Here is a 25,272-nt window from a genome sequence, read left to right as displayed (position 1 = left end):
TAGCCGGTGATACGTGCCTCAAACAATCTAAGCGATGCTTAGATTAAGCGTCGCAGGCTGTCAAGCGGGCGTGCGCGGCATGAATTGGATTTGTCAGGGCACGGTTGCCCCAGATGGTCATCCGCGGCGAGAGGGCGTCCCAAGCGGGCATGAACCCGCCGTATCCGCGCTCAGTTGCCGGCCAGGGCGATCTTGACGATGTATTTCACGACGGCGTCGGCCGCCTGCTGGTCCATTTCATAAGGCTTCACCATCTGTTTGTTGCGCAGCGTGGCGAACCCGTACAGCGTCGACCAGATCGCCAAAAGCCGGAACGAGAAGTCCTCCTCCGTCATCGACGGCACGGCGGCCACGATGGAGTCTTTCAGCAACGAGAAACCGCGGAACTGTGCCTGCCTGATGGCGGGGTCGAGCTCCGGCCGGGTGAGTTCGCTCTCGTACATCAGTTCGAACAGCCGTGGGTTCCTGATCGCGAACGTCAGGAATTGATGGCTCGTCGTGGTCAGGCTTTCCATGGGATTGGATGCGGCCTGGAACTGCTCGGCGGTCGGGCCGATCAGGCGCTCATAGCCTTCCAAGGCCAGTGCCAGCAGAAGCGACCGGCGGTCGGCGAAATGGTGGTAGGGGGCGCCGGATGAGACACCCACGATGTTCGCCAGGGTCCGCACGGAAAGCGTGTCGTGCCCATGTTCGGCGACATATTTCAGTGCCGCCTCGATCAGGTCCCGTCGCAGGTTTTCCTTATGATACTGGCTCGAAGCGGCGCTCTTCCTGGCCATTGCCTTCCCCGGTGACATGGATTGGATGGGGCCGTGCACCGCGGGTTCGCCCGTCGATCAGGGATCGGAATGCATGGTCACGCCGTCTCGCGGGGCCCTTGTTTGCTGTACCGTGCGCGATGCCAACCCGTCAACGTTCCTTGCCCGCGGTCTTCCGCAACCCCATGCGCCGCCTGGACCAGCAGTCCCCGTCCGGAAGCCCGCCCAGTTTGACCGGCGCGACACCAAGCGTTTCCGCGAGCGCCCCATCAGCAGGCCGGCCTGTTGCTAGGTCTGCTTCAATTCCGGCTGCGATATCGGAGACGCGGTATTGAGAACCCCTTGAAACACGGCGACCATGAAGCGGGTCCGGGCTTCGGGGGTTAACGGTCCACCGAACTGAATTGAAAAGCCGACGGAGGTTGAGATCAGGCCCATCGCCAGTTCCTCAGGCGAGATCGAGGGTATCAGGCCGAGGTGATCGAAAATCCGCCGGAATGACGTGCCAAGGCGCCGAAAGAATCCTTCCCGTATGATGGCGTAATCCGCCGCCAGGTCGGCGCTGCGGTTGGCATGCAGCAGAAGTTCGGTGGCAAGGGTCGCCCAGTTCGATTTTGGATTCAGGTTTCGCAGGAACGCGGTGATGGCGGCCGGCATCTTCTGTGGGTCCGTATCGTGGGGCGCGGCGATAACGTCCTCCGCCATCGCCTCCACCCGGGCCGCGACGCCTTCCAAATGGTCCGCCAGGACGGCCATCAGCATGTGGTCCTTGGTGGGGAAATTGGAATAGAAGGCGCCCTGCGTATAGCCCGCCGCCTCCGCGACGTTGCGGACGGAAGCTGCCGCGACCCCGTCACTGGCGATCAATGTCCGCGCGGCCGCGATCAAGCGCGCCCGGGTGGCAAGCTGGCTTTCCTGACGGGTTAATCTTGTTCGACCATCATCCATGGCCGACTCATGAAGCACAATCGAGGTGCCGACAACCCTCAACCTGTCGCTTGGACGCCGGAAGAGTAAGAGAAGCGCGCATGGCTGCCGGCCACGGTCCGCGCCTCATCCGTCGCCTCGATCTTGGCCAAACCGTAAACGCGGGTGGTGTCGAGTAGCCGATAGCGGACGCCATGCGGCGTTTCGTGCAGCGCCACCAGCGATTTCGCAACCAGGTTGGCCAGGATGCCCACCACCGAGTAGTCGTCGGAATCACCAAAGCCGGCGACGGCGATCACGTCTTCCAGCGTGAAGTAACCCATGAAGGTGGAAATGCGCCGAAGCACGGCACGCTCCGGCTCATTCAGCAACTCATAGCTCCAGTCGAGCGCCGCGCTCAAGGTCTGAAGCCGGGGAGGGGCGGTCCGTCGCCCCTCCCACAGCAGGCGGAAATGCCCATCCAGAAGGGCGGCCGTTTGCCTGATGCCATAGGCTGGAACACGACCGGCGGCTAATTCCAGCGCCAGGGGAATGCCATCGAGCTTGCGGCATATCTCGCCGACTAAGGGCGTATCGTCGTCTGATAATTGAAAGCCCAGCTGATTGGCCTGGACCCGATCGACGAAGAATTCCACCGCCGAGTAACGCAGGGCGGCTTCGCTTGAGGGCGGAAGTGTCGGGGGCGGGCAAGCCAGCGGAAACAGCCGGAAGACGTGTTCCCCCTCCGCTCTCAGTGATTCCCGGCTTGTCGCGAGGATGCTCAGTTCCGGAAGGCTGCTGAATAGCTTTTCGGCCAGGTCGGCGACGACATCGATGACGTGTTCACAGCTATCAAGAAGCAACAGCATTCTGCGGTCGCGGAAAATCGCCATCAGATGGTCCAGCGGGTTGTCCGCCGGCAAGGGCTGGCCCGCCGCCGCCGCGATGGCGGCAGGGACCAAGGCAGTGCCGCGAAGGGCGCCGAGTTCGACAAAGGCGACGCCATCAGGAAAATGTTCCAGAAGGTCATGGCCCAATTTGACCGCCAAGGTCGTCTTGCCGATGCCCGGCGGCCCGACCAAGGTCAGAAAGCGGCGGGCCAGCAGTTCGTTGCTGGCATCCACGGCCGCCTCATCGACGCCGATGACGCGGCGTGTGCGGAGAGGCAGTTGGGGTGCCCGGACGGCCATGGTGGCCAACGGCATATCGGGTGACGGCGTCGCGGTGGCGGTGAAGCAATAGCCGCGCCCCGCGACGGTGGTGAGGTACCGGCCGTCCTGCGCGGTGTCGCCCAGCGCCTTGCGCAAGGCGACGATATGGAACCGCAGATTCCCCTCTTCGACGATCATGTTCGGCCAGACGGCACGGGTGAGTTCAGCTTTGCTGACCACCCGGCCGGCGCGTTCCACCAAGGCAAAAAGGACGTCGAGTGCGCGGCCGCCCAGCGGAACAAGCTTGCCGTCCCGCTCCAGGCGCCTTTCGGGGCGCGATAGGCGGAAGGGGCCGAAGAGCAGTTCGTCGCCGGTGCCGTGATCCCCAAGGCTGCCGACCGCAAGTCGAGAGGCGAACGCCATCATATTGTCCTCTCACAACCTCACATCGCATTCGCAAAAACACGGAACGGCGCATAGCGCGCGCTATCCAGATAGCGAACGATATATGAGTTTTTCGGATCGGGTACACGAAAATTTGAAAGCCGGTATCAGGCAGGTGGTCAGCCTAACAGTTCGGTTTATGAGAAAGATTGAAGCTTATTGGCCCGCTTGGCCGCAAATTGTGGAAGGGTGCAGACGCGCCTTTTTTCTTGAGAATCATGAAATAAGGCGGACGACTTATGCGGCGGTGGAATGTTATTGGCGTTTCCATGGCGCGCGCCGTGATGGCGCGCGCGACCCCAGACGACCAGCCGTTCCCATGGTAAAATGGCGGGTGAGCGGATATGACGAACTGCATATCCATTCGGGGGGCTGGCGCCCCGGCAGAACGCGGTTGCACACTGCTGGGAAACCGCGAAAGCCGCCGAGGAAGTGCAAATTGGTGCGCCGCAGCGTCGGGACGACGCGCTTCTTCCAGCATCTGCCCTGAAAACGCAGCTGTCAGATTGAGCGTGAACCTCTTCCGTATTTCAACTGATTGCCGCCTGCCTTCCGGACAGGTTCGCGGTAGAGGATCCCAGTCCATGTCGGCCAGACAAACTCCGAAGGCGGTCAATTTCGAGCAGGCCCGCCAGCAACTCAGTGACCGTCCCCTGCGCGCCACCAGCGCCGGCAGGTTGTGGGAAGGAATTTCCCTGGACGAATATGGCGACTATTACATGGACGGCAGCCAGTTCATGCCACCGCGCGACCATCACATTATTACCGTCTCACTGGGGCGCTCGTCGGAGGTCTTGCAGGAGCGGCTCGGTAAAATCTATGAAAGCCCCAGCCTCTGTGGCGAGGCGACGTTGATGCCGGCAGGATATGAAACCCGCTTCCGGGGCCTGCTGCCCCAGCACATCAGAATAGGCCTGATGCCGGATCATCTGACACAGGCGGCTGATGCCTGCAGGCGCATCGGAACGGCGCCGAGGCCCCGTTTCCTCAGCAATTTCCGGACGCGTGATCCCTGGCTGGCCCGCCTGGGCGAAATGCTGTCGCTGGAACTGGGGCGGGCGCCGCATCCAGCTCAGGATCTCCTGATCGAGTCCCTGTCTGTCGCGCTGTCGGTTCATCTGGTCCGTAGTTACAGCGCCGACGTGCACGCGGTGGACATGCCCCTGGCGGCGCCGTCCTCTTCCGCCGTCAGGCGCGCCCTCGCTTATGTCGAGGATCGCGGCATGGAGAAGATCACGCTCGCCGAACTTGCCGAGGCGGCGGGTGTGAACCGCTTCCATCTGGTCAAGATCTTCAAGAAGGAAGTGGGGATGTCCCCGATGAGATATCTGGAACGGCTGAGGATCGAGCGGGCGAAGGAGATGGTTCGGGCCGCCGATCTGCCGCTCGCGGACATCGCCTACGCGGTGGGCTTTTCCGACCAAAGCCATTTCACGCGCCGCTTCCGCCATCACGCCGGCTGCACACCGGCCGTCTATGCGCGGGAAAACGGACGACGTTTCCCGCCGCCCAGTTCCAACTAGCGAGGCGCGTCGTGATCGAAGCGACCATCATGCGCCGCGTTTGCTTCTTTCATGGCATCGAACCCGTCGCGAAGGCCAGCGCGGCGGCGGCGGTGAAGACATTGGCATGCGCGTCCTCCTTGTCCGACTGGGCGCGGGCGAGCGACGTTTCCGAGTTCACCAGTTCGGTGTAGGTCCCGACACCATGACGATAGGCTTCGAGGGCGGAATCATAAGCGGTCTGTGCCGCCTTGGTGAGAACCACGGCCGCCTGGTATTCGGCGAAGCTGGTCTTCAGCGCGTCAAAGGCGTCGATCACCTGTTTGGAGGCGGTGTCGCGGGTGCGGTCCAATTCCCAATGGGCGGCGGCCAGTTCGGAATTGGCTTGCGCCACCTTGGCATCGCGCACGCCGCCGTCGTAGAGCGGCAAACTGATCCTCAGCAGAAATGAGGAGCCGGGGAGATTGACGGTGCTGTAGGGGCGGCCCTGCGAACTCAGCTGGCCCACGTTTTCATAGACCTTGGTGTCGATGCCGATGGTCGGATAGTAGGTGGCTTTCGCCGACCGGATGCGCCCCTCGGCGGCACGAACCTTTCCCAGGGCGGCCAGCATGTCGGGACGGGCATCCAGCGCCTCGCGGATCATCTGCTCGATATCTCCCGAGGGAAGCGCCGGCAGGGGCAATTCCGAACTGTCGGTGGTTTGCAGCGGTTCCGAGGGCGGCAGGCCCAGGCTGACCATCAACGCGGTGTAGGCGGCACGCTCGGCACCACGCGCCCGTTCGAGATTGAAACGCGTCTGGGCCGTTTCCCGTTCCGCCTGGTGCAGGGCGACCACGGTGGCCAGGCCGTTGTTCTGCTTCCCTTGGGTCGCTTCCTGGACCACCAGCGCGTTATCCAGGGCCTTCTGCGCCACCTTGAGCCGGCCACGGGCGGCGCCGAGGGCGAAATAGTCGCGGCTCACCTCATAGATCAGCCGCTGGTGGACGCCGTTGAAGGAGACGTTGGTGACGAATGAATTGGCCTTGGCCTCGTCAACCGCGCCGGCGCGCTGGCCGAAATCGAACAACAGCCACTTGGCCGTCAGCGCCGGAACCAGCTCTCGGCTGTTGCTGGTGAAGTATCCTTTCGGAATCAAAGAGGTCGGCGCCGGAAGCGGGGTGTGCTGGATCCCACCGATCGCCTCCGCCGAAATCTGCGGCAGGTAGGCGGCTTCCGCGAGGCCGACCCCCAGCGCCGCCTGGCGGGCCCTTTCCCAGGCGATACGGGTATCGGGGTTGTTGCGTTGGGAAAGATCGATCAGGGCGGGCAGATCGTAATGCCGGGACGGGTCGACCATCACCGACGACAGAACGATGTCCGTAGCCTCAGGACGCATCGTTGGGCTTGGTGCCGCCTGCGCCGAATAATCCGTCGGCAGCAGAATGGGGCGATCCGGACTGGACGGGGCCAGATCCAGCCTGTCGGTGGCGCAGGCGGAAACGAGCAGGGGGCAGAGGAGAAGGGCGGTGCGGAGGTACAGCACGGCTGTTCAACTCCTGGCGTCGGTTGCGAGGGCAATTTGCTGCAGGAGCAATTTGCGGGCTTGAAGCGGGATGCGGTCGTCCGCTGGGGTTACGGCGAGCAGCCCTTCCAGATCCGCCGCCGTCTGCGGGGGCGGTGGCTGGACGGGGGCGCCCGTCATGACCCGGTCGGCGCTGGCGACCAGCCAGCCGGCGGCCGCGGCGTCGGCGGGTTCCGCGGCGGGGCTCGCGGCCTGCTCGGCGATGGTGAAGGTCGCGGCGGCGATACGGTCCAGGGAAGCGAGGGTCAGCACGTCATGCCGCCGCAGCGCGCGCTTTGGCAGGGTATCCAATTCAAACATGGCAAGGCCCGTGAAGCGGTGAGCGGCGCCGAGGGCGCGGATGGCGGCCAGCCGCGTCCCCGGCGTGGCGGAACTCAACAGCCCGGCCAAGGCGCGCAAGGCTTCGGCGACGGAGGCTCGGACCCGGTCCGTGGCGCTGACCGGCCACAACAGACTGAAGACGAGGGACATCACCACGTTGCCAAGCAGAATGCCGGCGATACGGTCCCGTGGGATGGTGAGGTCGGTTGACGGGGCATAGCCCTGCAGCACGGTGAGGAAAAAGGCGAAGGCCAGCTGCATGCCGGCGTAGGACAGCCGGGCGCTGCTGGTTGAAACCCAGGCGCCCAGGGCGGCGCCCCCTAGGATCAGCAACGACAGCTGTCCGATGTCGGTCATATGGGGCAGGATGAAAACCACGCATATCCCACCCAGCAGGCCGCCCAGGATCGCTCCGCTGAGGCGCAGCGTCAGCTTGTGCATGGTTTCGCCCAAGCTTCCGAGGGCCACGAAAAAGCAGGTGGTGATCGCCGTATCGATGCCGGGCCAATCCACCAAGTTATAGGCGATGTAGCAGACCATGGCGGCCAAGGCGGTCTTCAGGGCAAATCGCGCGTGCGACGGGTTGCTGAAGGCATCGCGGACAAAGAGAGGCTTCCGCTGCTTCGGCACGGCCGCATGTCTTGAATCCCGCCGGGACAGCCCGTCCCGCAGCCGCATCATCGCCGTGTGGAACGCGGTCACGACCGCGGTCGCGTCCGGCGTCAAATCCGGCGTGGGCGACGTGCTGGCGAGCGGCTTTGGCGGCGGCCCGCCGGATAGGAAGATCGCGCAGTCTTCCGCCACCGCCGCCCAGGGCAGCCGGATCGCGGCGGGCATCTGCTGGGGCAGCAGGGGACAGAGGGCGAGCAGTTCCGCCACAGTCTCGATCAGCATGCTGTCCAGGGCATCCCGGCCGTGCAGGCCGGGTTTCAGGAAGGCTGCCTTTTGGCGCATTTCCATAAGGGTGACCGCCTCTTCCCGTCGTGCGGCCAGACCGGGGAAATCACCGTGTCGAAGGGCGTCCGCCAAGGCCTTGAGCAAATCGTGGGCGGAACGCCGTGCCAGGCGCCCGGGATCTTCCCCCGCCAGCAGATTGACCAGGATGGTTGCCATCACCGGGATCATCACCACGACCCACAGCCACAGCACCGTATGGGTCAAGGCCTCAAGGTTCGGGATTTCGTCGATCAGGGTCTGGGACAGGACGAGGACGAAGCTGGCCAGAAACATCACCGGCCCCAGCGTCATGACACGCACCAGGTACATGCCGGCAAAGGTGCTCAACGCCATCAGCGGAATGCGGAGGGCGGGCTCCGACGCGTCAAGGACGTAAAACAGCAACGACAGCCCAACGGCGAGGGTGAAAGCCAGCGCCGCCACCAGGCCGACCATCAGCGTGCTGGCCGCCTCGCTGCCGCTGACCAGGAACACCGCGTAGGCCATATAGGGGGTCAGCGGCACCTGGAAAATCTGGCCGATGACCACGACGACCGTACAGGTCACGGCGATGCGGAAGACTTGGCCTATCCGCCCCGGCCGTGGCGCCAGCTCGGCGCGCAGAAAGGCGAACAGGGCTGGCTGGTCAGTGGTGGCCATGCCGCACCACGACGGTCACCGTTTCACCGATGCGCATCAGCGATTCCGGCGGTTCGGTCAGGCGAATGCGGACGGGGAAGCGCTGCGCCACCACCACCCAGCTCAGGGTACGGCCCACCGATGGCAAGGACGGGCCGCCGCCATCCTCGGGCCGGACGCCCCAGCCGATGCTGTCGACCTTACCCTGCAGGGGCCGGCCGTTGTCCATCATCATCCAGATCGTGGCATCGTCGCCGGCGGCGACGGCGGGCAGCTCGGTTTCCCGGAAATTGGCCACCGCATACCATTCGTTGGCCTTGACCAGGGTGAACAGCGGGTGGCCGGCGACCGCGTAGGCGCCAGCGGCGATATCCAGCCCGACCACCAACCCATCGAAGGGGGCCACCACCGTGGACAGCCGCAGGTCGCGCTCCGCCAGGGCCTCGCTGGCTTCGGCGCCGGCGAGTTGCGCTTCGAGGCTGTCGGTGTCGCCCACCATCTGGCGCGCCTGCTGGGCCTGCTGGGTGGCGGCGGTCAAGGCGGCCGCCGCCGTTTGCACATTGGTGCGGGCCTCATCGACCTGCTGCGCGGTGACGTAGCCCTTGCCCAGCAGCGGGGAAAGCCGGTCGAGCGTGTCCTGCGCCAATTTGTATTGGGTCCGGGCGCGGCCGACCTGGGTCGCGGCGGCATCGGCGCCGGATGACTGGCCAGCCACCTGGCGCCCCGTCAGCGCGATTTGCGCCTTGAGCGCCGCCACCTGCGCGCGCGCCTGGCGAACCCTCAACTCGAACGGTTCCGGGTCGATCACTACAAGAACCTGGCCCTTGGTGACGCGCTGGTTGTCGCGTACTTTAAGGTCGAGGATGCGTCCGCTGACCTCAGGGGCCAGGCCCGCGCTGTCGGCGTACAGGAACGCGTCGTGGGTGCGCGGCCGGCTGCCGATGCGCACAAGGACGGCGGCGCCCAGTCCGACGGCCAGGGCCACCGTGACCACCGCGATGGCCTTTCCCACCAGGCGTTCGGTGGCGCTGGGCGGCCGCATGTCGGCGTCTAGTCCTGCCATAGCAGCCACACCGCGCTGGAAATGGCGACCGCCATGATCAGATGGACAAGCAGGGCGGCCGGCACCGCGCGCGCGATCCCAACCGCGGAAAGGATGAGCCGAATTGCCACCGAGGCGACGGCCCCGATCAGGAAGCAGATCATCCAGGACGGGAAGAATGATCCCAGAATGCTCTGGGTTGGGGCGGTGTTGCAGCTGGACAGGCAACCCGACAGGAGCAGGGCGCCGGCGGGGGCGAGCCAGCGGTCCGGGGCGGTACGGGGGTGGGGCATCGTGGGGAACCGGAGGCGAGGTGAATATCCGGACTAGAGGCTATTCGCAGTGATTTCCCCGGGATTGCATCCCATTGCGCCGGCTTGGAAGTCGTTGCTTGCGTGGGCCGGTGGGGGCGCCGACGCCGGCAACAATAATTCCCAAGGCACAGCATTGGGCTGCAATCCATTTGGGCACGATGCCGCCAGCATGCGGCCGGCGCACCATCAGGGGATTTGCGATGACCGATATGAAACGCTGGCGCGAGGTTTTCGACGGCGGGTCCGTTGAAGCGGAACAGGAGAGTTTCCAGCGCTTCGCGGAAGTCTTTCAGTCCATTCAAGAAGCGACCCGGCGCAAGTCGGGATGGGACCATCCCCAGCGAACACTCCATGCGAAGCAGATCGCCGGCATCGAGGACGCGCGCCTGCTGATCGATGAAGACGCGCCGGTCCGCTTTTGCCAGGGCCATATCCAGGCCGGCAAGGAGTTCGGGGCGACCGTCCGTTTCTCCAACGCCAGCGCGGCGCACCAGCCGGACGCGGCGCCGGATATGAGAGGGGTGGCGCTTCGTGTCGCGACCCCGGACGGTGGCGCCCACGATCTGCTCATGACGAGCTTCCCCGTGTCGCACGCCCGCAACGCGCGTCAGTTCGTCGAGTTCGCCATGATCGCCTCAAGCGGCGACAGGGCCACGCTGCGGGATCGCCTGGTCGAGCATTTCGGACCCGCGGAAACAACGCGCATGCTGGAAAACATCCAGCAAGGCGCCCGCAAATCCCCGGGACTGGCCCACGAACGGTTCTGGAGCCGCGGCGCCTATCTTTGGGGGAGGCGGGGCCCATTCGCTTCAACCTGCGGCCCTGGCCGTATGACGCCGCCCGGCCCGTTGGACAGGAACCCGACGACCTCAACGCCGATTTCGCCGCGCGCCTGGCCCAGGGCCCGGTGACCTTCAAATTGGCGCTGCAGCCCTTCGTCGATGAGGAACAGACCCCGATCGAGGACGGCGCCATCGAATGGCGCGAAGCCGTCACGCCGTCCATCGACATCGCCACCCTCGTGATCCCGGGGCGCCCCGGCCTTGATACGGAGGCGGCCGCCCGGGTCGATGGCTTGGCCTTCAATCCTTGGAACGCGCCCGAAAGCTTCCGGCCGCTCGGAAATCTCAATCGCGCCCGTGGTGCCGTCTACAGCGCCAGCGCCGCGCTATGGCGCAAGTGACTTCCTTTTCAGAGGAGTATCTTCCGGAATGAGCAAGAAAGTAGCCCAGATCATCGTCGAAACCCTGGAGCAGGCTGGTGTCAAGAACTGCTATGGCGTCGTCGGCGATACTCTCAATCTGATCGCGCACAATCTCTCCACCAGCTCGATCGATTGGATCCACATGCGCCATGAGGAGGCCGGCGCCTTCGCGGCGCAGGGCGAGGCGTTGCTGACCGGCAGGCTCACCGCCATCGCCGGCAGCTGCGGTCCTGGCAGCCTGCACTTCATCAATGGAGTGGTGGAGGCCAATCGCAACCGGGCCCCGGTCATCGTGATCGCCACCCAGGTCGTCCGCGACGAGCTGGGGTTCGACTTTCCGCAGGAGGTCGATTTCAAGGCCATCTACGGCAGCTGCACCGTGTACTGCGACATGATCCTCACGCCCAACCAGGCCAGGCGCAAGACCGTCATGGCCTGCCAGGCCGCCTTGGCCAAGCGCGGCGTCGCGGTCCTGATCGTGCCGGTCGACATCTCGCATTCCGATGCGCATGACGACGTGCCCTACGCCGTGCACACCAGTGAGCCGCTGGTCCGTCCAAACGACGCCGATCTTGATCGCGCCGCCGCCTTCCTCAACACCGGGCAGAAGGTGGCGATCTATGGCGGGTCGGGGTGCCGCGACGCGCATGAAGCGATCATCCGCCTTGCCAGCCTTCTCAAGGCGCCGATCGCGCATACGTCTCGGGGTAAGGATTCGCTGGCCTACGACAACCCCTACAACGTTGGTATGACCGGCATCATCGGGACCGAGGCCGGCTACCAGGCGCTGCACGACTGCGACACGCTGCTGCTGCTGGCGGCGGATTTCGCCTGGCGCCAATTTTACCCCAAGCATGCGCGGATCGTTCAGATCGACCTCGATCCGACGCATCTCGGCCGACGCCATCCGATCGCGCTGGGCCTGACCGGCGACATCAAGGCGACCGTCGAAGCGTTGATACCCAGGGTCCAGGAGAAGACGGACACGCATTTCCGCGACCGCCTGGTGACGCGCTACCATGAGGTGATCACCTCGCACATGGCCAAGGCGGCGCCCAAGCGGCGCGACACCATTTCCGGCATCCATCTCACGGAAGTCATCGACCGCCTGGCGGCCGACGATGCGCTGGTGACGGCGGACGATGGCACCCCGACCGTCTGGATGCATCGTTATTTCACCGCCACGGCCCAGCGCCGCTTCTTCGGAAGCCTGCTGCACGGCACGATGGCGTCGGCGATGCCCACCGCCCTCGGCTTGCAGAAGGCGGCGCCTGACCGGCAGGTGATCGCCCTGTCCGGGGATGGCGGGATCGCCATGCTGTTCGGCGACCTGCTGACCGCGGTTCAGGAGAAGCTGCCGATCAAGATCGCCGTCTACGACAACGGCAAGCTGGGCTTCATTGACATCGAGCAGAAGTCGGAAGGCCTGCTTCCGCTTTACACCCACCTGCAGAACCCGGATTTCGGCAAGGTGGCCGAGGCGATGGGGCTATGGGGACGATCCGTTTCCCGCGCCGACGAGTTGGAGGAGGCGGTCGAGGCCTGGCTCGCCCACCCAGGGCCGGCGTTGCTCAACGTCAAGGTGGAAAGCATGACGCTGGTCATGCCGCCGGTGATCGAGTTCGGCCCGGCCTATGGCATGGCGCTCTACTCCGCCCGGGCCATCCTGGGGGGCAGAGCCAGGACGTCATCGAGATGATTCAAGAAAACTTCCTCTGATTGGGGATTGGTCGACGTGCGCTTTCATTGAAAGCGCACGTCGAAAATCTCGACGTCCAAAAGGGAATTGGTGCCAGGACGTCCGTCAGGTTCGATGGCGAGAGCCCGCCGCAGGGTGGCGACGAGAATGCCGTTGAAAGAGACATAAGCCGACAGCATGTCCGCCAGGACACCGGGGTGGACATGCGGCATCTGATAGTCGCAGCGGTGTGCCACGCCATCGCCTCTGGCCAACAGCCGCCGACGGGGGCATAGGGGATCGGCGTGCGGGGGCAGGTGAATATCCAGTTGCCCCGCCCCGACGGTCACGGCCTTCGCGCCCGGGACAAGTCCCGCGAAAGGACCGGCGATGGCGCTCCAAAGAACGTTTCCGGTCAAGAATAAGCCCTGGGCCTCGTCCAGGGGGCGGCCCAGGGGACGGCCCAGGGGACGGCCAAGACCGTTTGCCGCCAGGGCGGCAGCCGGGTGGTCGACACCCATGATCAGGGCGTCCCTTCTGGTCCGGATCTCGATCCGGTCGGGGCGATAGAGGACGTACCGGTCCGTGTCGGTGGAGCTGAACAATTTCAAGCGTGGACTGCGGGTGTCGCCTTCAAGGGCGAATTCCCGCGACATCGGACGGCCGCCCGGCGCTCCCGCCCAGTCCATCCCCAACAGCGAGCCGCCGATCGAGACATGGGCGGAAAAGGTTGTCAGTCGATTCCAACGTCTTTTCCCCCCGTAGGCTTTGAAGACGTCTCGGGCGAGAAACATGACTGGCTCCAGACTATGACGTCTGGGCAAGACTAGGGCTTGGACTCTTCCGCCTCTAGAAAGCCAGTGCGGCAATTTGTATCACTTTGCTTGAGTGGCCTTACAATTCCACCATGATTTCTCGCAACGCCAAACAAGCGTTTGCGAGGGCGGGCAAGGCATCATCCCCGGGTAATTCCGACGGGACTGGAAAGATGCCGCACCTGACCGCCGCCGCCGCACCGCCGAACGAGATTGGAGAAGAGCCGCTCGTTCAAAGCCTGCTTGATCTCCTGGAGAGCGCCGGGGGCGATGTCGACTGGAACCCCGAAGCCGCCAAGTATGCGATAAGAAGGGCGTCGGCGATCCTGAGGGTTGAGCTGGAAAGAAGCGCCGTCGCGTGCGGCACGGACGGCGGCGGGCTTGCGCCGTGGCAAGTGCGCCGTGTCACCGCCTATATGGAAGAGCATCTGTCGGAACATATTTCCGTAAAGAAGCTGGGGGAGGTCGCGCGCAGGAGCGCCTCTCACTTCTGCCGGGCGTTCAAACGCACCATGGGTGAAACGCCGTACAGCTTCATCACGCGGCGGCGCTTGGCGTTGGCCCAGCGCATGATGCTGACGAGCGACGCGCCCCTCAGTGAGATCGCCATCAGCTGCGGATTTTCCGACCAGTCCCATTTCAGCAATCGCTTCCGCGACGCCACCGGGCAAAGTCCGGCCGCCTGGCGGCGTGAACGCCGTGAGCGCGCCGGGCGACTGAAGGAGCCGTATCCGATCGTGGCGCCTGTCCTGGGGCCGGCGCAGGACGCGCCGGATGTCCCAAAGGTTGCCGCCATTTCGGGGGCGATGATCGGTCTAGAGATGGGCAGGGACCAGCCTGCCGGCTGGTGAGGTGGCGCGTGCGCGCGCCCCGCTGGTCCCTGGCGTCGGTGCCAAATCGACGAAGGGTTTTTTCCCCGGCCCCGGAGGGCGGGGCTGGCCGGGCCACCCTTGCACGCGCTCGGGCTGACGCCCAACACATCGGAGAACGCCGAATGAGACAGATTCCTTTCCGGGCCTGCCTGCGCATGGCGGCGGTGGCCGTGCTCGTGGCTGGCGTGGCGGGCTGCTCCGAGGGGGTCCTCCGGCCCCACGGGCCTGTCGGAGAGGCGGAGAAGACCATCTTCCTCAATTCCCTCGGGATCATGTTGGCGATCGTCGTGCCCACGATCCTGGCGACCCTGGGGGTGGCTTGGTGGTTCCGCGCATCAAACCGCCGGGCGCGCTATTTGCCGACTTGGCAGTATTCGGGCCGCATCGAGATGATCGTCTGGTCGATCCCGGCGATGGTCATTCTTCTTCTGGGCGGCATCGCCTGGGTTGGCAGTCACGACCTGGACCCGCCCAAGGCCCTGGTCTCGCCTGAGAAGGCGGTGCGGGTCGAGGTGGTTTCGCTCGATTGGAAGTGGCTGTTCATCTACCCCGATCAAGGTGTCGCCAGCGTGAACCGCCTGGTCGTTCCGGTCGGCGTGCCGGTGAGCTTCCGTCTCACGTCCGAGACGGTCATGAACAGCTTCTTCGTCCCCGAGCTGGGCAGCCAAATCTACACCATGAACGGGATGGTCTCCCGCCTGAACCTCAAGGCCGATCAGCCTGGACTCTACCCGGGCTTCTCGGCGCAGTTCAGTGGCGACGGCTTTTCCGGCATGCGCTTCACCGTCGACGCCGTTGGCAAGGAAAAATTTGCCAACTGGGTGGAAGAGACCAAGGGAAATGGGCGGTCTCTGGCGATGGAAAGCTACGAGGACTTGGCCAAGCCCAGCAAAAATGTCGAGCCCTACACTTTCGGATCGGTAAAGGCCGGCCTCTTCGACTTGATCGTCAATAGGCCGACTGGCGCTATCGCAAAGGGGAATTGATATATGTTCGGAAAATTGACGTGGAGTGCGATACCGCTCAGCGAACCGATCCCGCTGGCCGCCGGCGGTGTGGTGATGGTGGTTGTCGCCACGGTTCTGGCCTGGATCACCATCAAGGGGCATTGGCCCTATCTATGGCGCGAGTGGATCACGTCGGTCGATCATAAGCGGATCGGCGTCATGTACTGCCTGCTGGCACTCGTGATGCTGCTGCGCGGCTTCTCCGACGCGATCATGATGCGCTCCCACCTGGCCTTCGCGGGCGGGGATGGGCAGGGGTACCTGCCGCCGGACCACTACAATCAAATCTTTTCGGCCCATGGCGCCATCATGATTTTCTTCACGGCCATGCCCTTCATGGTCGGCCTGATGAATTTCGTGGTGCCCCTGCAATTGGGCGTCCGCGACGTCGCTTTCCCGACGCTGAATTCGGTCAGCTTCTGGCTGACAGCCTCGGGCGCGCTGCTGATCAACGCCAGCCTGGTGATCGGCGAGTTCGCCCGCACGGGTTGGCTGGCCTATCCGCCCTTGAGCGAGCTGCGGTTTTCGCCCGGCGTCGGCGTCGACTATTACCTGTGGTCGCTTCAGATATCAGGCGTGGGCACGTTGCTGTCCGGGGTCAACCTGGTGACGACCATCCTCAAGATGCGGGCGCCGGGCATGACCTACACGCGCATGCCCGTCTTCTGCTGGACGGCCCTGGCCTCCAATCTGCTGATCGTCGCCACGTTCCCGGTCCTGACCGCCACCTTCGCCCTGCTCACGCTGGATCGTTATCTGGGATTTCACTTCTTCACCAACGATCTCGGCGGCAACCCCATGATGTATATCAACCTGATATGGATCTGGGGCCATCCTGAAGTCTACATCCTGATATTGCCGGCCTTCGGCGTTTTCTCCGAAGTGGTCTCGACGTTTTCGGGCAAGCCGCTGTTCGGCTATCGCTCGATGATACTGGCCACGATGGTGATCTGCGTATTGTCATGCGTGGTGTGGCTGCATCATTTCTTCACGATGGGCGCCGGGGCGAACGTCAACGGCTTCTTCGGCATCATGACCATGGTCATCGCCGTGCCCACCGGCGTGAAGGTGTTCAACTGGCTGTTCACCCTCTACGGCGGGCGCGTCCGCTATGAGGTGCCCGTGCTGTGGTCGATCAGCTTCATGGTGACCTTCGTCATCGGCGGTCTGACCGGTGTCCTGCTGTCGGTTCCCCCGGTCGACTGGGTCCTGCACAATTCCCTGTTCCTGGTCGCGCACTTCCATAACGTGGCCATTGGCGGTGTGCTGTTCGGCGCCTTCACGGGGTACACCTACTGGTTCCCCAAGGCGTTCGGCTTCAAATTGCACGAAGGTTTCGGCAAGGCCGCGTTCTGGTGCTGGACCATCGGATTCTATCTCGCCTTCATGCCGCTCTACGCGCTGGGGCTCATGGGCATGACGCGGCGCGTGCAGCATTGGGACGACCTGACTTGGCGTCCCTGGCTGCTGTGCGCGCTGGGCGGCGCGGTCGTGATCCTCATCGGCATCGGTTTCCAGGTTTTGCAGTTGGTGGCCTCCATTCGCCAACGCCGCACCAATCTCGATCTTTCCGGCGATCCCTGGGACGGCCGTTCGTTGGAATGGGCCACCGCCTCGCCGCCGCCGGTCTTCAATTTCGCGGTCATTCCCGATGTTGTGGGCGAAGAGGCCTATTGGGGCATCAAGCAACGCGCGATCGAGACCCAGCAACTCCCCGCCGAGGCCAGCTACCAGGCGATTGAGATGCCTCGCAACACGGCCACCGGCTTTGTTTCGGCGTTTTTCTCCACACTCATAGGGTTCGCGATGATCTGGCATATTTGGTGGATGGCCTGTCTGGGCCTTCTCGGGGCCTACGCGGTGTTGGTGGCGTTCGCGTGGCGGCGTGAGGTCGAATTCGTCATCCCCGCGACCGAGGTCGCCCGGATCGACCGGGAACGCCGCCGCATCCGCGAACAGTTCCTCCTGACGCTGGGCAAGCCGTCATGAGCGCCGCGGTCAACGAGCACCTCGGCGCGCGGCCGATCGATCCTCACAAGCTGGGACATTTCGGTCATGAGGGCCGGGATATCACCGGGCGCGGGGGTGGGGGGCCGGCTGACAAGCGGATTATCGTCGGCTTCGGCTTCTGGATTTTCCTGCTCTCCGACATCGTCCTCTTTTCGGCGATCTTCGCCACCTACGCGGTCCTTGCCGATGCCACGGCCGGCGGCCCGGGGGGTGCCGACCTGTTCGACCTCGGGAATGTGGGGCTGGAGACCGTCTGCCTGTTGCTCTCCAGCTTCGCTTGCGGCGTGGCGATGATCGCGGCCAGCCGGCGTCACGCCCGCTTGACCCAGCTCGGCTTGCTGGTTACCGGCGGCCTGGGCCTGCTGTTCCTGGTTCTGGAGATCCACGAATTCGCGGGGATGATCACGCAGGGCGCCGGTCCGGAAAGATCGGCCTTCCTGTCCGGCTTCTTCGCCCTGGTGGGATGCCACGGGCTGCACGTGCTCTGCGGGCTGCTCTGGCTGGGAACGATGATGGCGCAGATTCGGGCATTCGGCTTCACGCCCCCGATCCAGCGCCGCCTGATGTGCTTCAGCCTCTTCTGGCATGCGCTCGACATCATCTGGGTCGGGTTGTTCACAATCGTCTATCTCATGGGAAGCATCCAATGAGCGAGCATCCGCACGGCGACTATGCGGGCGACGCCGCGCCCGGTGACGACCACGGCGGCATCCTTTCCAGCCTTGGCGGCTATCTGATCGGCCTGATGTTGGCGCTGGGGTTAACGGCCACGTCGTTCTGGGTAGCCTGGACCCATTCGCTATGGGGGCCAGGGGTCCCGATCGGGCTGTGTGTGCTGGCGATCGCGCAGATGGGCGTTCACCTCGTCTTCTTCCTGCACATCACCACCGGACCCGACAACACCAACAACGTCCTGGCCCTGGCCTACGGCCTTCTCATCGTATTTCTCGTAATGGCGGGAAGCCTGTGGATCATGTCGAACCTCAACCACGAGATGGGGCCGATGAACCAGATGATGGACATGACCAGGCAATCATAAATGGCGGAGCCAATTCCTGAATGGTTCTTGAGGCCTCGGTCGGTGGGTGTGCGATGCGCCCCTGCACCACGCCCCTGGTAAGGCGCGAGCTTCAGAACAGGTCGAAGTATTCGCGGTGTTCCCAATCGGTCACCGTGCTGTTGTAGCGGGCGACCTCGGCGCGCTTGATCATCAGGAAATGATCGACGAAGCCTTCACCAAAGCCCCGGCGCAGCACCTGGCTGCCGTCCAGCAGCACCAGCGCGGATTCCAGGCTGGTGGGCAGGGCGTCGGCTTCGGCCATGTAGGGGCTGTCGACCGCGGGCGGGGGTTCCTCTCCGGCCTCGATCCCGGCCAGGCCGGTCAGCATCTGGGACGCCAGATAGAGGTAGGGGTTGGCCGCCGGTTCCCCGATGCGGTTCTCGATGCGGGTGGCCCCAGGTTCCCCGCGGGCCAGCACGCGCAGCAGGGCGCCCCGGTTGTCTTCCCCCCAGGCCACCCGGTCGGGCGCCAGGCTGTTGGCGCGGTAGCGCTTGTAGCCGTTGATGGTGGGGGTGCTGAACGGGGTGGCCGCGGCGGCGCCGCGCAGCAGGCCGGCCAGGAACAGACGGCCGACGCGGGACAGCCGGGGCGCGCCATCCTCCGACGCGAAGGCGTTGGCGCCGGTCTTTTGGTCACGCAAGGACTGGTGTAGATGCCAGCCGCTGGACATGGCGTTGGGCAGCTGCGGCCGGCACATGAAGCTGGCGTGATAGCCGTGACGGCGGGCGATCTGCTTAACCGCGTTGCGGAACAGGATCATGTCGTCGGCCGGCTGGATACCGCCGCCCGGGCTGAAGACGAATTCACACTGGCTGGGCCCGAACTCCAGCTCCAGCGAATGCAGGGGCAGGCCCAGGGCCTCGCAGTCGCGCCGCAGGATGTCCAGCACCGGCTCGATCTGGTCGAAGCGCTGTTCGGTCAGGTAGGCGTAGCCCTGGTGCAGCAGGGTCACCTCCGGCGGCGTGCCGGGCTGGCCCGCGTCGGTTGGCGCCAGCTTCGGGTCGACCAGCCGGGTCAGGTGGAATTCCACCTCCAGCCCGCTGACATAGTCGAAGCCGAGATCGGCCAGACGCGCCGCCGCCCGCTGGGCGATCCGCCGGGTGGACAGGGCCACGGGGCGGCCGTCGGCGTGGTAGAGGTCGCACATCATCCAGGCGGTGCCGGGCGCCCAGGGCAGGAGTCTGAAGGTGGCGGGATCGGGCACCATGACCACGTCGCCGCCGCCTTGCAGGTCGGCGTTGCCGATGCCGGCACCGGCGGTGAAAACCGGCACCACGGTGCGGTGCGCGGTATCCTTCAGCAGCAGGGTGGAGGTGATGGCGCAACCGTCGCGCAGGGCCCCCGGCACGGCGCCGGGCAACAGCGTCTTGCCACGCAGCAGGCCGTGCATGTCGGGAAAGGACAGGCGCACCTGCCGCACACCTTCACCCTTGATGCGCGCCAGCACCTCATCCGCCTGGCGCCGCTGGTCATCCGTCCACAGGCCGTGGCGTTCGATGAAGGCGGGCATCAGGCAGTCGCCTTGGCGGGGGGCCGCGTCCACGGCGCACGCTCCCGGCGGCGGGCGTCGGTGCGCTGCCAATAGGCCTGGATGTCCTCGCCCGCCTTGGCGACGCCGTCCACGGTGGCGGGGCCGGTGACGCTCGCCGCACCGGCGGCGTCCAGCACCAGCAGTGGCGCCTCGCCCTGGTCGGACCTGCGCATCTGGCTCATCAGCATCATGCGATAGGCGACGATGGCCTTGTCGGTGGTGCCCAGGTGCTCCCGCGTGCGGTCCTGGATGCGGCCTTGGCTTTCCACCGCCCACTGGTCGTGGACGTTGATGTCCTCCCCCATGCCGGTGTAGGTGCGACTGCGCTGTTCCACCACGTCATAGCCGTAGTCGTTGTGACGGCCCAGGCGCGGCTTGTAGTCGGGTAGGGTGTACAGTTGCAGGCGCTGGCGGCGCATCTCCTCCTTGTTCACCGGCTCGGCGAAGCCGGTGAAGGCGGCGTACCAATAGCAGCTGACGTCGTCGATGGGCACGTGCCATTGCGTGATGGTCATCGTCTCCGACAGGGGGATGACGAAGGCCTGGGGGAACAGCAGGTTGGTGACGCGGACATGGGTGTCGCCGGTGTTCAGCGCGCGCAGGGAGGTCAGGCGCAGGCCGATGTCGCTCTTCTCCACGGTGATGTCGGGATTCTCATATTCCCGCAGCACCTGCGTCATGGTCATTTCGCTGTCGGCGGACTGGGCGCGGAACTGCCGGCCGTAGCTGCCGGCCGCGTCCTCATCCTCGAAGAAACGGTGCAGGAAGCTGGCGTGCGCGGGGTCGATGCCGACCTCCAGCGCCTGCAGCCAGTTGCAGTCCAGATAGCCCTTGAAGGCGAAGACGTGGCTATCCGGGGCGATGAAGCAGTCCAGGTCGGGGAAGGCCGGCGCCTCGCCTTCACCCAGATAGCCGAAGATCATGCCGCTCTTCTCCACCACCGGGTAGGCCCGCTGGTGGATGCGGGTGCACAGCTTGCTGCCCGCCGGTTCGCCCGGGGTCTCGATGCAGTTGCCCTGCACGTCGAACAGCCAGCCATGGAACAGGCAGCGCAGACCACCGCCTTCCAGCCGGCCGAAGGCCAGGTCGGCGTTACGATGGGGGCAGTCGCGGTCCAGCAGCCCCAGGCGGCCGGCCTCATCGCGGAAAAGCACCATGTCCTGGCCCAGCACGCGCACCGCCTTGGCGGGGCGGGCCCCCTCCAATTCCTCCATCAGGGCGATGGGCTGCCAGTAGCGGCGCAGCAGCTTGCCCAGCGACGTGTCGGGGCCCGACCGGGTGATCAGCGCGTTCTGTTCGGGAGTCATGCGGTTGCTCCTGTTCTTCCTCGGTACCAGGTAGGGGAGCCAGGCGGCCCTATGTGGCGCCGCGCGCGGGGACTCCGCGCGCGGCTGGTTGTTGGCTGGATGAAAGCGGGACCCGTGCCAGTAATTCGCGGGGCCGCGTCGGGCGCTCGCGTGGTTTTCCATAGTATGCACCCAGCCCCGTACCGGGCCCGTTGCCTAATCGGCGGCGGGGCGGTGCCGAAACAAACCAGCCGGCGCGTTGTATAGGCCCCGCCGCTGACCTATGCTTTGACTGCTCGCTCTATTAGGGATGCCTCAGACCATGAGCCTGGAAACGCCTGTCACCGCCACGCGCACGTTGAAGAACATTGCGATTTTCTGTGGGTCGAATACTGGCCTGGGTGACGCGTTCAAGGATGCCGCCGCCCAATTGGGCGCCACGCTGGCGCGCCGGGGCATCGGCATCGTCTATGGCGGCACGCACAAGGGCCTGATGGGTATCCTGGCGGATGCCGCCCTGGCGCAGGGTGGGCACGTTCACGGCGTCATCACCCGCCGCCTGTTCGAGAAGGACCACCTGCATCCGACGCTCAGCCTGCATGAGATCGTGGACGGCATGCGGGCGCGGAAGGAGCGGATGCTGGCCCTGGCCGACGCCTGCATCGCCCTGCCGGGCGGCATCGGCACGACCGAGGAGTTCATGGAGGCCTGGACCCTGAACCAGCTGGGCGACATCGACAAGCCGGTGGGTCTGCTGAACGTCGGCGGCTATTTCGACGCTTTCATGGCTTTCGTCGACACCATGATCGCCCAGCGCTTCCTGCCGCCCGAGCACCGCGCCGGCATCGCCTTGGCACCCGACGCCGACGGCCTGATCGACCAGTTGGAGGTGTTCAGGAAGCCCACCGTGGCCAAGTGGCTGTAACCGGCAGCCTCTTCCCAGACGACCGGCATGAGGACCTCATGCCGGTGTAGGCTCCTACTGGAGCTTCGCTGGAGGTTGCGGGGATATCCACCCGCGTCAGCGCGTGGCAATCCACAGACTCTTCGTTTCCAGATGCTCGTCCAGATGGGTGCGGCCGTATTCGCGGCCGTAGCCGCTGGCCTTCATGCCGCCGGACGGCATGGCCGGGTCGATGGCGTTGTAGCAGTTGACCCAGACCGATCCGGCGCGCAACCGCCGGCCCAGGCGATGGGCCCGGCCCACGTCCCGCGTCCATACCCCCGCACCCAGGCCGTAGGGGGTGGCGTTGGCGCGGGCGACGACCTCATCCTCCGTGGTGAAGGGCAGGGTGGCCAGGATGGGGCCGAAAATCTCCTCCCGCACCGCGCGCATGTCGTCGCGCGCGTCCACCAGGACGGTGGGGGGAAGAAGAAGCCCTGGCCGTAGCCGGCGCCGTCCAGGCGGGCGCCGCCGCTGATGGCCGTGGCGCCGGCGGCGCGGGCGTCGTCCATATGGCCGCACACCCGCGCCAGCTGGCGGGCGGAGACCAGGGGGCCCAGGTCGGTTTCCGGGTCCATGCCGTCGCCGATACGCAAAGTTTGGGCGATGTGCGCCACCCGTTCCGCGAAGTCCCGGTGCACGGACTGTTCCACGAACAGGCGGGTGCCGGCGCTGCATACCTGGCCGGAATTGGCGAAGGCGGCGATGACGGCGGTGCGCGCCGCCGCGTCCAGGTCGGCGTCGGCGAAGACGATGTTGGGCGATTTGCCGCCCAGTTCCAGCGACAGCTTCTTCAGATTGGCGCCGGCCGCCGCCGCGATGGCGCGGCCGGTGGTGTCGGACCCGGTGAAGGCCAGCTTGTCGATGCCGGGATGGGCCGCCAGGGCGGCGCCCGCCTCCGCCCCCAACCCGGTGACGACGTTGAAGACGCCGGGCGGGACGCCGGCTTCCTCGCCCAGGCGGGCCAGCATCAGGGGCGCCAGCGACGCGTCCTCCGCCGGCTTCAGCACCAGGGTGCAGCCGGTCGCCAGCACCGGCCCCAGCTTCAGGATCGAGGCCCACAGCGGTCCGTTCCACGGGATGATGGCGCCGCAGACGCCGACAGGTTCGCGCAAGGTGCAGGCGAACATGTCGGGGTTGGACGTCTGGGCCGTCAGCCCCTCGATCCCCCGCGCCATGCCGGCGTAATAGCGCAGCAAATCCACCAGCAGGGCCACGCTGCCCCGCGTGTGCCGGATGGGGGAGCCCATGTCCAGCGTGTCGAGGCGGGCGAACTCCTCCGCGTCGCGTTCCAGCAACTCCGCCAGGCGCAGCAGCAGCCTCTGTCTGTCGGCGGGGGAGAAGCGGGGCCAGGCGCCGTCCTCGAACGCCGCGCGCGCCGCCGTGACGGCGGCATCCACGTCCATCGCCGTGCCGCGCGCGACGGTGGCCAGCAACTGGCCATTCGCGGGGTTGCGCGTCTCGAACGTCGCGCCGTCGCTTGCCGCCCGCCAATGACCGCCGATGAACAGGGCTTTGGGCTGGCCGTCCAGGAAGGGATGGGCCGGGAGGGGTTGGGCTAGGAGGGCGTCGGCCAGGAGGGGTTGGGGGGAGGAGGGCGTCATGCGCGGGGCCGGAAGCTGATGGGCTGCGCCCCTTCCCACAGGACCTTGCGGCCCAGGGCGGGCAGTTGCTCCTGACCCTCCACGATGGTCAGGAAGTGATTGCCGGCCAAGGGGCCCAGCTTGCTGGCGAAGGCGACCCCGCCATAGGCCAGCAGGATTTCCGTCTCGCTGTAGCCGCCGGGATAGAAGATGAACTGCCCCGGCGCCGGATGGCGGGTGGCGTTCTCCCACGGCAGGTCATAGGGCGTGTCACCCATGGGGATCCAGCAGCCCTCGCCGCTCCACCGCACGTGGATCAGCTTCTCGTCATAAGGCTGCATGGCCAGGAAACGGGCGCAGGTGACGGGCGCCAAATCTTCCTCCAGCCGGGCGGCGAAACGGAAACCGCCGGCGGTGATGTCGATCAGGGTCATGGGACGTCTCCTAGGGCTTGGAACTTGGTGCTTGAGACTGGGGGCTTGGGTCAGCGGGCGGCGGCCAGGCGATTGAAGCCCCGCTCCAGATCGGCGATCAGATCCTCGGGGTCTTCCAGGCCGACATGCAGGCGCAAGGATGGCCCCGGCGCCTCCCACGTCACGGCGGAGCGCAGGTCGGACGGATAGGTCGGCACCACCAGGCTTTCGTACCCGCCCCAGCTGTAACCCAGCTTGAACAGGTCCATGTGGTCCAGCATGGCGGCGAACTGCGCGTCCGTGCAGGCGTTCAGCACCACGCCAAACAGGCCGGAGGCACCGTCATAGTCGCGCGTCCAGATGGCGTGGCCGGGGTCGTCGGGCAGCGCCGGGTACATCACCCGTGCCACCTCGGGGCGCTGTCGCAGCCACAGGGCCACACGCAGCGCCGACTCCTGGTGCCGCTTCATGCGCAGCGCCAGGGTGCGCAGGCCGCGCAGGGCCATGTAGACGTCGTCCGGGCCGCCGCAATAGCCGGAGCCCGAGGCCGTCTTCTTCACGGGGATGAACGCTTCCTCCGTGCAGACGGCGATGCCCAGCATCAGGTCGGAATGGCCGGAGATGTACTTGGTGGCGGCGTTGACCGAGACGTCGACGCCATGTTCCAGCGGCCGGAAACAGACGGGCGAGGCCCAGGTGTTGTCCATGATGGTCTTGATACCCCGCGCCCGGCACAGCTTGGTGATGGCCGGAACGTCCGTCATCTCGAACGTCAGGGAACCGGGGGATTCCAGGTAGACCACCTTGGTGTTGGGCTGGAACAACGCCTCGATGCCCGCACCGATGGTGGGGCGGTAATAGGTGATCTCCACCCCGAACTTGCGTAGGAAATCCTCGCAGAAGGCGCGGGCCGGGCCGTACAGGCTGTCCACGATCAGCAGGTGGTCGCCCGCCGATAGGAAGGCGGTGAGCGCGGCGCAGATGGCGCCCAGCCCGCAGGAGGTGGTGACGGCGCGATAGCCGCCCTCCAGCAGGGTCACGGCGTCCTCGAAGGCGCGGGTCGTCTCCGTCCCCTCACGGCCATAGGTGAACCCGACATAGGCGCCCGAGGCCCGGTCCTTGCGGGTTTCCAGCAGCGCCTCGACGCTGTCGAACAGGACGGTGGAGCAATGATAGACGGGCGGGTTCACGACGCCGTGATTGGCCTTCGGGTCACGGCCCGCGTGCAGGATTTGCGTTTCGCGCCGAAAGCCGCTCAAATTGCTCATGTTTCAAGCTCTCCTTAAATCACCA

22 protein-coding genes and 1 pseudogene are annotated in these 25,272 nt (G+C 65.4%); 10 read left to right on the top strand and 13 right to left on the bottom strand.

Annotated features, from left to right (window positions below):
* Positions 1 to 170: 170 nt before the first annotated feature.
* From UAJ10_RS05685 to UAJ10_RS05675, 3 genes are all read right to left on the bottom strand, one after another.
* Positions 171 to 779: a TetR/AcrR family transcriptional regulator gene (locus tag UAJ10_RS05685; RefSeq protein WP_322914380.1), complete on the bottom strand. Its 609-nt coding sequence runs from the start codon at positions 777 to 779 to the stop codon at positions 171 to 173.
* Between the two features lie 267 nt (positions 780 to 1,046).
* The gene (locus UAJ10_RS05680) at positions 1,047 to 1,706 is read right to left on the bottom strand and encodes a TetR/AcrR family transcriptional regulator (RefSeq protein WP_322914379.1); all 660 of its coding nucleotides are present in this window, start codon (positions 1,704 to 1,706) and stop codon (positions 1,047 to 1,049) included.
* A gap of 38 nt (positions 1,707 to 1,744) precedes the next feature.
* The gene (locus UAJ10_RS05675) at positions 1,745 to 3,241 is read right to left on the bottom strand and encodes an ATP-binding protein (RefSeq protein ID WP_322914378.1); all 1,497 of its coding nucleotides are present in this window, start codon (positions 3,239 to 3,241) and stop codon (positions 1,745 to 1,747) included.
* A gap of 602 nt (positions 3,242 to 3,843) precedes the next feature.
* Here UAJ10_RS05675 and UAJ10_RS05670 point away from each other — a divergent pair.
* Positions 3,844 to 4,782 carry a helix-turn-helix transcriptional regulator gene (locus UAJ10_RS05670; RefSeq protein ID WP_322914377.1) on the top strand — a complete coding sequence of 313 codons (939 nt, stop codon included), beginning with the start codon at positions 3,844 to 3,846 and terminating at the stop codon, positions 4,780 to 4,782.
* A gap of 49 nt (positions 4,783 to 4,831) precedes the next feature.
* On the opposite strand, the gene UAJ10_RS05665 is transcribed toward UAJ10_RS05670, so the two are convergent.
* From UAJ10_RS05665 to UAJ10_RS05650, 4 genes are read right to left on the bottom strand one after another with little or no spacing between them, the layout of a single operon-like run.
* Positions 4,832 to 6,286, bottom strand: a complete 1,455-nt coding sequence (locus tag UAJ10_RS05665) for a TolC family protein (RefSeq protein ID WP_322914376.1) — start codon at positions 6,284 to 6,286, stop codon at positions 4,832 to 4,834.
* A gap of 6 nt (positions 6,287 to 6,292) precedes the next feature.
* On the bottom strand, positions 6,293 to 8,242 hold the full coding sequence (locus tag UAJ10_RS05660) for an FUSC family protein (RefSeq protein ID WP_322914375.1): 1,950 nt from the start codon (positions 8,240 to 8,242) through the stop codon (positions 6,293 to 6,295).
* The gene (mdtN, locus tag UAJ10_RS05655) at positions 8,229 to 9,263 is read right to left on the bottom strand and encodes a multidrug transporter subunit MdtN (RefSeq protein ID WP_322914374.1); all 1,035 of its coding nucleotides are present in this window, start codon (positions 9,261 to 9,263) and stop codon (positions 8,229 to 8,231) included. The genes UAJ10_RS05660 and mdtN overlap by 14 nt, the downstream gene beginning before the upstream one ends.
* A gap of 8 nt (positions 9,264 to 9,271) precedes the next feature.
* Complete coding sequence (locus UAJ10_RS05650) at positions 9,272 to 9,556, bottom strand: YtcA family lipoprotein (protein WP_322914373.1); 285 nt, start codon at positions 9,554 to 9,556, stop codon at positions 9,272 to 9,274.
* 221 nt (positions 9,557 to 9,777) lie between these two features.
* On the opposite strand from UAJ10_RS05650, the gene UAJ10_RS05645 reads away from it, so the two are divergent.
* Genes UAJ10_RS05645 through UAJ10_RS05635 form a run of 3 tightly spaced genes read left to right on the top strand, consistent with a single transcriptional unit; the run spans position 9,778 to position 12,480 of the window.
* Positions 9,778 to 10,488: a catalase gene (locus tag UAJ10_RS05645; protein WP_322914372.1), complete on the top strand. Its 711-nt coding sequence runs from the start codon at positions 9,778 to 9,780 to the stop codon at positions 10,486 to 10,488.
* Positions 10,489 to 10,496: 8 nt separating this feature from the next.
* Complete coding sequence (locus UAJ10_RS05640) at positions 10,497 to 10,760, top strand: catalase family protein (RefSeq protein WP_322914371.1); 264 nt, start codon at positions 10,497 to 10,499, stop codon at positions 10,758 to 10,760.
* Between the two features lie 28 nt (positions 10,761 to 10,788).
* Positions 10,789 to 12,480 (top strand): thiamine pyrophosphate-dependent enzyme, encoded by a 1,692-nt coding sequence (locus tag UAJ10_RS05635; RefSeq protein WP_322914370.1) that lies wholly within the window; start codon positions 10,789 to 10,791, stop codon positions 12,478 to 12,480.
* Positions 12,481 to 12,524: 44 nt separating this feature from the next.
* On the opposite strand, the gene UAJ10_RS05630 is transcribed toward UAJ10_RS05635, so the two are convergent.
* Positions 12,525 to 13,253 (bottom strand): hypothetical protein, encoded by a 729-nt coding sequence (locus UAJ10_RS05630; protein ID WP_322914369.1) that lies wholly within the window; start codon positions 13,251 to 13,253, stop codon positions 12,525 to 12,527.
* 194 nt (positions 13,254 to 13,447) lie between these two features.
* Here UAJ10_RS05630 and UAJ10_RS05625 point away from each other — a divergent pair, with 194 nt between their 5' ends.
* From UAJ10_RS05625 to cyoD, 5 genes are all read left to right on the top strand, one after another.
* Positions 13,448 to 14,125 (top strand): helix-turn-helix domain-containing protein, encoded by a 678-nt coding sequence (locus UAJ10_RS05625; protein ID WP_322914368.1) that lies wholly within the window; start codon positions 13,448 to 13,450, stop codon positions 14,123 to 14,125.
* Between the two features lie 143 nt (positions 14,126 to 14,268).
* On the top strand, positions 14,269 to 15,132 hold the full coding sequence (gene cyoA / locus UAJ10_RS05620) for a ubiquinol oxidase subunit II (RefSeq protein ID WP_322914367.1): 864 nt from the start codon (positions 14,269 to 14,271) through the stop codon (positions 15,130 to 15,132).
* Between the two features lie 3 nt (positions 15,133 to 15,135).
* The gene (cyoB, locus tag UAJ10_RS05615; protein ID WP_322914366.1) at positions 15,136 to 17,142 is read left to right on the top strand and encodes a cytochrome o ubiquinol oxidase subunit I; all 2,007 of its coding nucleotides are present in this window, start codon (positions 15,136 to 15,138) and stop codon (positions 17,140 to 17,142) included.
* On the top strand, positions 17,139 to 17,813 hold the full coding sequence (gene cyoC / locus UAJ10_RS05610) for a cytochrome o ubiquinol oxidase subunit III (RefSeq protein ID WP_322914365.1): 675 nt from the start codon (positions 17,139 to 17,141) through the stop codon (positions 17,811 to 17,813). Before cyoB ends, cyoC begins: the two co-directional genes overlap by 4 nt.
* Entirely contained in the window at positions 17,810 to 18,202 is a 393-nt protein-coding gene (cyoD, locus tag UAJ10_RS05605; protein WP_322914364.1) for a cytochrome o ubiquinol oxidase subunit IV, read from the top strand. Before cyoC ends, cyoD begins: the two co-directional genes overlap by 4 nt.
* A gap of 91 nt (positions 18,203 to 18,293) precedes the next feature.
* On the opposite strand, the gene UAJ10_RS05600 is transcribed toward cyoD, so the two are convergent.
* The gene (locus UAJ10_RS05600; protein ID WP_322914363.1) at positions 18,294 to 19,766 is read right to left on the bottom strand and encodes a glutamine synthetase family protein; all 1,473 of its coding nucleotides are present in this window, start codon (positions 19,764 to 19,766) and stop codon (positions 18,294 to 18,296) included.
* Positions 19,733 to 21,061, bottom strand: a complete 1,329-nt coding sequence (locus tag UAJ10_RS05595) for an aromatic ring-hydroxylating dioxygenase subunit alpha (RefSeq protein ID WP_322914362.1) — start codon at positions 21,059 to 21,061, stop codon at positions 19,733 to 19,735. Before UAJ10_RS05595 ends, UAJ10_RS05600 begins: the two co-directional genes overlap by 34 nt.
* A 301-nt stretch (positions 21,062 to 21,362) precedes the next feature.
* On the opposite strand from UAJ10_RS05595, the gene UAJ10_RS05590 reads away from it, so the two are divergent.
* Positions 21,363 to 21,965: an LOG family protein gene (locus tag UAJ10_RS05590; protein WP_322914361.1), complete on the top strand. Its 603-nt coding sequence runs from the start codon at positions 21,363 to 21,365 to the stop codon at positions 21,963 to 21,965.
* Positions 21,966 to 22,061: 96 nt separating this feature from the next.
* Here UAJ10_RS05590 and UAJ10_RS05585 read toward each other — a convergent pair.
* From UAJ10_RS05585 to metC, 3 genes and pseudogenes are all read right to left on the bottom strand, one after another.
* Positions 22,062 to 23,587: pseudogene (locus UAJ10_RS05585) on the bottom strand (aldehyde dehydrogenase family protein).
* Complete coding sequence (locus UAJ10_RS05580; protein WP_322914360.1) at positions 23,584 to 24,000, bottom strand: DUF3830 family protein; 417 nt, start codon at positions 23,998 to 24,000, stop codon at positions 23,584 to 23,586. Before UAJ10_RS05580 ends, UAJ10_RS05585 begins: the two are co-directional and overlap by 4 nt.
* A gap of 50 nt (positions 24,001 to 24,050) precedes the next feature.
* Complete coding sequence (gene metC, locus UAJ10_RS05575; RefSeq protein ID WP_322914359.1) at positions 24,051 to 25,247, bottom strand: cystathionine beta-lyase; 1,197 nt, start codon at positions 25,245 to 25,247, stop codon at positions 24,051 to 24,053.
* Between the last annotated feature and the right edge of the window lie 25 nt (positions 25,248 to 25,272).

This window comes from Nitrospirillum guaranorum, from assembly GCF_034653275.1.
Classification (GTDB): Bacteria; Pseudomonadota; Alphaproteobacteria; order Azospirillales; family Azospirillaceae; genus Nitrospirillum.
The sequence above is the reverse complement of the archived record's forward strand: the minus strand, read 5'-3'. Positions and strand labels throughout refer to the sequence as shown.

Excerpts from the sequence above, each read along its gene's own strand:
- UAJ10_RS05685 (WP_322914380.1), bottom strand. The coding sequence starts at position 779 with ATGGCCAGGAAGAGCGCCGCTTCGAGCCAGTATCATAAGGAAAACCTG.
- UAJ10_RS05680 (WP_322914379.1), bottom strand. The coding sequence starts at position 1,706 with ATGGATGATGGTCGAACAAGATTAACCCGTCAGGAAAGCCAGCTTGCC.
- UAJ10_RS05675 (WP_322914378.1), bottom strand. The coding sequence starts at position 3,241 with ATGATGGCGTTCGCCTCTCGACTTGCGGTCGGCAGCCTTGGGGATCAC.
- UAJ10_RS05670 (WP_322914377.1), top strand. The coding sequence starts at position 3,844 with ATGTCGGCCAGACAAACTCCGAAGGCGGTCAATTTCGAGCAGGCCCGC.
- UAJ10_RS05660 (WP_322914375.1), bottom strand. The coding sequence starts at position 8,242 with ATGGCCACCACTGACCAGCCAGCCCTGTTCGCCTTTCTGCGCGCCGAG.
- mdtN (WP_322914374.1), bottom strand. The coding sequence starts at position 9,263 with ATGCGGCCGCCCAGCGCCACCGAACGCCTGGTGGGAAAGGCCATCGCG.
- UAJ10_RS05650 (WP_322914373.1), bottom strand. The coding sequence starts at position 9,556 with ATGCCCCACCCCCGTACCGCCCCGGACCGCTGGCTCGCCCCCGCCGGC.
- UAJ10_RS05645 (WP_322914372.1), top strand. The coding sequence starts at position 9,778 with ATGACCGATATGAAACGCTGGCGCGAGGTTTTCGACGGCGGGTCCGTT.
- UAJ10_RS05635 (WP_322914370.1), top strand. The coding sequence starts at position 10,789 with ATGAGCAAGAAAGTAGCCCAGATCATCGTCGAAACCCTGGAGCAGGCT.
- UAJ10_RS05630 (WP_322914369.1), bottom strand. The coding sequence starts at position 13,253 with ATGTTTCTCGCCCGAGACGTCTTCAAAGCCTACGGGGGGAAAAGACGT.
- UAJ10_RS05625 (WP_322914368.1), top strand. The coding sequence starts at position 13,448 with ATGCCGCACCTGACCGCCGCCGCCGCACCGCCGAACGAGATTGGAGAA.
- cyoA (WP_322914367.1), top strand. The coding sequence starts at position 14,269 with ATGAGACAGATTCCTTTCCGGGCCTGCCTGCGCATGGCGGCGGTGGCC.
- cyoB (WP_322914366.1), top strand. The coding sequence starts at position 15,136 with ATGTTCGGAAAATTGACGTGGAGTGCGATACCGCTCAGCGAACCGATC.
- cyoC (WP_322914365.1), top strand. The coding sequence starts at position 17,139 with ATGAGCGCCGCGGTCAACGAGCACCTCGGCGCGCGGCCGATCGATCCT.
- cyoD (WP_322914364.1), top strand. The coding sequence starts at position 17,810 with ATGAGCGAGCATCCGCACGGCGACTATGCGGGCGACGCCGCGCCCGGT.
- UAJ10_RS05595 (WP_322914362.1), bottom strand. The coding sequence starts at position 21,061 with ATGACTCCCGAACAGAACGCGCTGATCACCCGGTCGGGCCCCGACACG.
- UAJ10_RS05590 (WP_322914361.1), top strand. The coding sequence starts at position 21,363 with ATGAGCCTGGAAACGCCTGTCACCGCCACGCGCACGTTGAAGAACATT.
- UAJ10_RS05580 (WP_322914360.1), bottom strand. The coding sequence starts at position 24,000 with ATGACCCTGATCGACATCACCGCCGGCGGTTTCCGTTTCGCCGCCCGG.
- metC (WP_322914359.1), bottom strand. The coding sequence starts at position 25,247 with ATGAGCAATTTGAGCGGCTTTCGGCGCGAAACGCAAATCCTGCACGCG.